Source organism: Phenylobacterium sp. (assembly GCF_031181185.1).
Lineage (GTDB): Bacteria > Pseudomonadota > Alphaproteobacteria > Caulobacterales > Caulobacteraceae > Phenylobacterium.
Window position 1 is genome coordinate 1 of sequence record NZ_JAPSKZ010000197.1, and the last position, 6,445, is coordinate 6,445.

General features: G+C 72.6%; 4 protein-coding genes. 2 read left to right on the forward strand and 2 right to left on the reverse strand.

What is annotated here, in order from left to right:
* Positions 1-943: Ppx/GppA phosphatase family protein (locus RIF93_RS17700; RefSeq protein ID WP_375163890.1), on the reverse strand; the 943-nt coding region annotated here is incomplete at its 3' end.
* A 157-nt stretch (positions 944-1,100) separates the two neighbouring features.
* Between RIF93_RS17700 and hspQ the strand changes: the two genes are divergently transcribed.
* Positions 1,101-1,430 carry a heat shock protein HspQ gene (gene hspQ, locus RIF93_RS17705; protein WP_309092772.1) on the forward strand — a complete coding sequence of 110 codons (330 nt, stop codon included), beginning with the start codon at positions 1,101-1,103 and terminating at the stop codon, positions 1,428-1,430.
* Positions 1,431-1,513: 83 nt separating this feature from the next.
* A complete protein-coding gene (gene phhA / locus RIF93_RS17710) occupies positions 1,514-2,386 on the forward strand; it encodes a phenylalanine 4-monooxygenase (protein ID WP_309092773.1) in 873 nt (290 codons plus the stop codon).
* A 4-nt stretch (positions 2,387-2,390) separates the two neighbouring features.
* Here phhA and RIF93_RS17715 read toward each other — a convergent pair.
* A partial coding sequence (locus RIF93_RS17715; protein WP_309092774.1) for a translocation/assembly module TamB domain-containing protein occupies positions 2,391-6,445 on the reverse strand: 4,055 nt, incomplete at its 5' end.

Here is a 6,445-nt window from a genome sequence, read left to right on the forward strand (position 1 = left end):
ACCCGACCGCGCCGGCCAGCACCAGGTCGGCGCGGTCGGGTCCGATGCAAGGCTGGTCGGCGCGTTCCTGGGCGCTGAGCGCCAGGAGCCGTCCGGCGGCGGCGTCGCAGTCCTCGCGCGTCATCCAGATGCCGTCGACGCGGCTGCGGTCGTAGCGCGGCAGTTCCAGGTGCATGCCGGCGAGGCTGGTGATCGCGCCCGACGTGCCGACGAGGTGGGCCCGGTCGGCCTCGAAGATCGGCCGCATCGGATCGGCCCGGCGAAAGGCGGCCAGTTCGGTCTTCACCGTCTCCACCATGGCGCGGAACCAGGCCTCGGTCGCCGTCTCGCCTTCAGGGAAGCGTTCCGCCAGGGTGACCACCCCGATCGGGATGGAGAGCCAGGCGCGGATCGGCGGCATGCCGGTGGGCGGCGCGCCGCGCAGGTCGACCCAGGACAACTCCGTGGAGCCGCCGCCGACGTCGACGACCAGGGCGGCGTCCTCGCTGCGGTCCAGGAGATTGAGGCAGCCGGTGACGGAGAGCTTAGCCTCCTCCTGGGGGCTGATGATCTGCAGGCGCACGCCGGTCTCGCGCGCCACCCGCTCGACGAACTCGGCCCCGTTGCCGGCCATGCGGCAGGCCTGGGTCGCGATGGCGCGGAAACGCACGACACGCCGCCGGCGAACCTTTTCCGCGCTGACCTTGAGCGCGGCCAACGCCCGGTCCATGGCGACTTCCGAGAGCTGACCGCTCTGGGTCAGCCCTTCCCCAAGCCGCACGATCCGGGAATAGGCCTCCACGACGCGGAATCCGGTCGGGGCCGGCGTCGCGATCAGCAGGCGGCAGTTGTTGGTCCCCAAGTCGAGCGCGGCATAGCAGGGCGCATCGGCCCCTGCCCGCTCCCGTTCGCGCATCCCCCCAGCGGACCTCTGGGGGCGGGGCGCACGCGGCGCCTCATCCATGGACAGCTTCCGTCCCTTCGCAGGCTGCCCGGCGGGGCGCCTCATTTCCCGACGACTGTAGCAAGCGCCCGCCGGCGCCGGAAGCCGAGCCTTTGATTGCCGGGTCCCGCGGGCTACGTTCACGTTCCAGTCAGGAGATGAGACGTAGATTCGGAGCATGACGACGCGACTCGCCAAATTCACGATCGGCCAGGTCGTCCGGCACCGCGTGTATCCCTTCCGCGGCGTGATCTTCGACGTCGATCCCCAGTTCTCGAACACCGAGGAATACTGGCTGTCGATTCCGGAGCACATCCGGCCGCACAAGGATCAGCCGTTCTACCACCTGCTCGCCGAGAACGACGACAGCGCCTATGTGGCCTACGTCTCCGAGCAGAACCTGGTCCCCGACGACACCGGGCAGCCGGTTGGGCACCCGCAGGCGTCGCTGATCTTCGACTCGTTCGACGAGGGCCACTACAAGCTCCGCCCCCGGATCAGCCACTAGCGCGCAAGCTTTTTCCGCAGCTCCGCGATTTTGCGCCCTTTTCCGAACGGAACTTCCGCCGGAACGGGTCCATTCTCGCAAGCATGAGCGCGGACGGCTTTGCCAATGGCCCGCCCCCCGGCGCGCGGGCCGACTGGACCATCGACCAGAACTGGGACGGCTACTCCCAGGCCGAGCACGACGTCTGGATCACCCTCTACGAGCGGCAGACGAAGCTGCTGCCCGGCCGAGCCGCCGATCCCTTCCTGAAGGGGCTCGAGGCGCTGGACCTGCATCGTGCCGGCATCCCCGACTTCGCCCGCATCAACGAGGAGCTGAAGCGGCTGACGGGCTGGACGGTCGTGGCCGTCCCGGGCCTCGTGCCCGACGACGTCTTCTTCGACCATCTCGCGAACCGCCGCTTTCCGGCCGGCCAGTTCATCCGCAAGCCGGAGCAGCTGGACTACCTGCAGGAGCCGGACATCTTCCACGACGTCTTCGGCCACGTGCCGATGCTGACCGACCCCACTTTCGCCGACTACATGCAGGCCTACGGCCAAGGCGGCCAGCGCGCCCTGGGGCTGGGCCGCCTGCACAACCTGGCGCGCCTCTACTGGTACACGGTCGAATTCGGCCTGCTGGAGACGCCGCAGGGCTTGCGGATCTACGGCGCCGGCATCGTCTCGAGCTTCGCCGAGTCGGTGTTCGCCCTGGATGACCCCTCACCCAACCGCCTGGGGTTCGACCTGGAGCGGGTGATGCGCACGCCGTACCGGATCGACGACTTCCAGCAGGTCTATTTCATCATTCCGTCGCTGCAGAGCCTGCTGGACGCCACGCTGCAGGACTTCGGCCCGATCTACGCGCGGCTCGCCGCCGCCGAAGACATCCCCATCGAGGCCGTCCTGTCGCAGGACCACGTCTTCAATCGTGGCACCCAGGCCTACGCGCTGAAGGGCGGCCGAACCGCCGCCTGAGGCGTCAGTAGTCGCGCCGCCAGCGGACCGAGAGCCGGTTGTCGCCCTCGCCGGTGATGCGCGACAGGATCGAGAGGTTGCGCCGAATCCGCCATTCCACCTGGGCCGCGCCGCCCTCGCGCCCGCCGCCGGTGAGTTCCAGATAGACGTCGTCGGTCAGGTACTTGCCGCCCGAAACGGTCATGCCGGCCTCGTCGCCGCCGCCGAAGGCCAGCCTGTCCAGGCCTGCGAAGGTGCGGAGGTTGCCGATCACGTCGAGCCCACCCCCGCCCGTGAGCGACGAGAGCGCTGAGGCCAGCTGCGCCGCCTCCACCGGCGAGAGCTGAGAGGCCGAGCGGCCGAATAGCACCTGGGACAGGACCTCGTCGTTCGGCAGGGTTGGAGACGAGGCGAGCGTGACCTCCGGCTGCGCCGCCGTGCCGCGGATGCGCACCGTCACCCGCAGAGTGGGATCGTCGCGCACGGCGTCCAGTTGCAATCGGATGTTCTGCGGCCGGGTGGCGAGATAGACGAGGCTGGTGTCGTCGAACTCGAACCGCTTGCCGGCGAACTCGTAGTCGCCGCGCACGACTCGGGCGACGCCCGACAGGTCGGGCCGGGTGGTCGTGCCGCCGACGTGGGCGTCCAGCGACAGCTCCACGTCGAGACCGCGGCCGCGCAGGAACACGCGCCGGGGCGCCTTCAGGTTGACGTCCAGCTGCCAGCCGGAACCGCGGGTGCGCGGCGGGGGGAGGCCCGCGTCCAGCTCGGGCGGCCGGTTCACCTCCTTGACCTCCAGCGCCACCACGCCGGACGGGGTCGGCAGGTCGGCGGCGACGTCGGCCCGATCGATGGTCAGGTCGCCTGAGAGCCGCACCTTGCCGTCCGCGGCGCGGGCGATCGTCGCCTGGCCGGTGGCCGAAGCGGTCGCCATCTCGTTGTCGATCAGGCGGAAGCCCCGCAGATCCAGCCGGAAGCTGGAGACGCCGTTGCGCAGGAGGCTGATCCGCCCCTGGCCGGTGACCTGACCGCCCTCGCCGTCCCGGCCGGTCGCCTGGGTGACGTTGACGGCGTTGCGGGTGAAGTCGGCGGCGAGGGTCACGTCGCGCAGCGACAGGCCGGTTCCGCCGTCGTCGAAGCGACCGCGCTCGACGGTGATGCGGCCCACGGCGTTCGGGTCGGCCAGCGTGCCGCCGAGCGTCCCCTGGGTGCGGACGAAGCCCGCCAGCGCGCGCTCGCCCCCGAACAGCAGATCCCACAGCGGCCGGACCTCGCCCTCGGCGGCGAAACGGCCGCGCATCGGACGCTGGCGGGCGATGGCGACGCGGAACGGAGCGGCCGAGGCCTCGGCAGGCAGCATGAGGTCGGCGCTGGCGGTCAGGCCCTGCTCGTTCCGAGCCTCGGTCTCCAGGGTCAGGCTGTCGCCGGCGAGGCGGCCGCGGACGACGCCGTCCATGCCCTGGGCCTGCGGGGCGCCGCGGCCACGGGCGTCGGCCAGGCGGGCCTCGAAGCCGCCGGACAGCGCTCCGCCTCGGCCCGCGAGGGTCAAGGTCCCGTCGATGCGGCCGTCCAGGTCCGGGTCCAGCAGGGTGAGCGTCAGTCCCGCGACCCGCGCCTGCACGTTGGCGGTCTGGTCGCCCAGCGTCCCGTCCAGGTCGATGCGGCCGCCGTCGGAGCTCGCCAGCCGTAGGCGGGCGCCGCGCTCGGCCCCGCCGAAGCGGAAGATGGCCGGCTCCACCGTGCGCACGTCGCGCTTGCCGACCCGGCCGGCGCCGTCGAAGGCGAGCGCATAGCCCGGCCGCGCCTCCGCCAGGGTCCCCCGTCCGTCGATGCGCCAGGCGCCGCGTTGGGAGCCGCCTTCCGCGACGACCGTGTAGGGCAGCCGGCTGAGCGGACCTTCGGCGGTAAGACGACCCGCACGGATGGTCAGCGCCGCGCCCGCCGGGCGGGCGTTCTCGGCGCGCAGGTCCAGGCTCGCCCGCGCCCCGCCGGCGTCGACGATGCGCACCTGACCGGCGACGCGGCCCGCGTCGAGCAAGGCGCCGCGGCCGATCGCCACCTGCAGGTCGGCGGCCGAGGGGCTGCGCCGCCGCAGCGACAGCGCGCCGTCGGCCTTCACTCCGCCGGCGTCCACCGACAGCTCGGTGAGATCGACGCCGCCTTCGGGGAAGCGGAAGGCGGAGCGCGCCCGGGCCAGGCCGTACGCGCTGTCGGCCGTCAGCGCCACGAGGCCGCTGGAGCCATCGGCCCCGCGCAGGAAGCTCAGGGTGAGCTTGGCGTTCTTCAGCGGTAGGCGGGGCACGTCGATCTGCTCGATGTCGGCGAGGAGGTCGAGGCGCGGCGTGGCCAGGGCCCCGGTCACGGCCCCGGTCCCGCGGGCGCGGCCGGCGATCTCGACGGGGCCGGCGCGGAAGGGACCCTGGGCGTTCCAGTCGGCCTTGAACGCCAGGGTGCGGTCGCGGCGCAGCACGCCGGCGGTGGTCATGTCGAACGCGGCGCCGTCGAGGCTGGCGTGGGCCACCGAGAGCGCGCCGGCCTGCCAGTTGGCCTGGGCGCGCAGGCGCGGCTCTGCGCCCAGCAGGCGGTCCAGCTCGTCCATGCCCGTCGCGAAGCGTCGGCCGCGGGCGTCGACGGTGAAGGTCCAGGGCCGGTCCGCGCGGGCCTGGGACGCCTGCCAGGACAGGTTCGCCCCGCCGCCGGCGCCTGGGCGGGCGGCGGCGAGGTTCGAGACGTCGGCCCGCCCCTTGAAGGTCAGCGCGCCCAGCAGGCTGCGGCCGCCGGTGGCGTCGACCTTGAGGCCGCGCCCGGTCAGCGACACGCTGCGCAGCAGCAGCCGGCCGTCGGCCAGCCGGGCGCCGTCTAGCGCGGCGACGGGCGCGCCGCCCAGCAGGGCCGCGGCGAGGCCCTGCCCACGCCCGCCGGCGCCCGCGAGCTTCGCCTTGACCGAGATCGCTCCCTTGTCGCGCGTCACCTGCAGGGGCCCGGACACGCGGGAGAGGCCGTAGCCGCCCAGCGCCAGGTCCGAAACCGCGCCGTCCCCTTCGAAGCGCCACTCGGCTAGAGTTCCGGTCAGGACTCCCGCCAGGCGCGCCGCGCCGGTCTCCGGCCCCCCGGCGAGCCGGGAGAGGTCGCGGGTGTCGGCGTCCACCCGCACGCCCTGTGGTCCCAGCCGCCGTTCACCGAGGTTGCCGCGGCCCGAAAGCTTGACGGTCAGATTGTCGGCGTAGACCCGTCCCTCCAGCGCGTAGAACTGCCGGTCGGCGCGCCGGCCGGCGATGCCGAAGCGGACCTCGGGGCCGAGCCTGGCCATATACGGACCGGTGAGCGAAGACGCGTTCAGCAGGATCCGCCCGCCCGCCTGGCCGCCGTCCGGGCGCCATGCGCCGCGGGCCAGGACCGGCGTGACGGCGCCGGATCTCGCGACGGCCGTGAACTGGCCTTCCGAGGCCTTGCCCGAGGCGCGCACCGCGAGCTCGAAGGGCTGCTCCGTCGGCAGGCCGAGCGCGCCGGCGAGCGCGCCGCCGCGGGCCTCCATCGCGTGCACGGTGAGCCGCAGCGGCCGCATGGGTCCGAAGACGAAGTCGACGTCCAGCCGGTCGCCCGGATGCGGCACGCTTCGGGCCGCCACCTTGCCGCTCCGGCCGCCCCGGCGCTCGACGTCGAGCTGGGCGTTCAGGTCGTAGACCCCGCGCCGGCCGCTGAAGGCCGGCTCCATGATTACCCGGGTTTTCAGGGCGTCGATGTGGAACGACACCGGCAGACCTCGGTCCTTGCCTTTGGGGGCTAGCGTCGGCCGGCGGACGAGGCGCAGGCTTTCGGCCTCGATCAGGTCTGCGTCGAACCTTCGCCTGAAGAGTTCCAAATAGCGCCATGTGAGATGGACGTTTTTGGCCTCAAGCCAGACGCCCTGCTCGTCCCGAATGGTGAGCCGCCGGACGCGGAAGTCCCGCCAGACGTCGCCCGAAAGGCCTTCGACCTTCAGGCGCCCGAACCGCCCGATCTTCAGGCCATCGGTGCGCGCCTCGATGAGCAGCCGCGCCTGAGGGGTCAGGACGCCGAAGCGGGTCGTCGCGACAAGGC

Excerpts from the sequence above, each read along its gene's own strand:
- phhA (WP_309092773.1), top strand. The coding sequence starts at position 1,514 with ATGAGCGCGGACGGCTTTGCCAATGGCCCGCCCCCCGGCGCGCGGGCC.
- hspQ (WP_309092772.1), top strand. The coding sequence starts at position 1,101 with ATGACGACGCGACTCGCCAAATTCACGATCGGCCAGGTCGTCCGGCAC.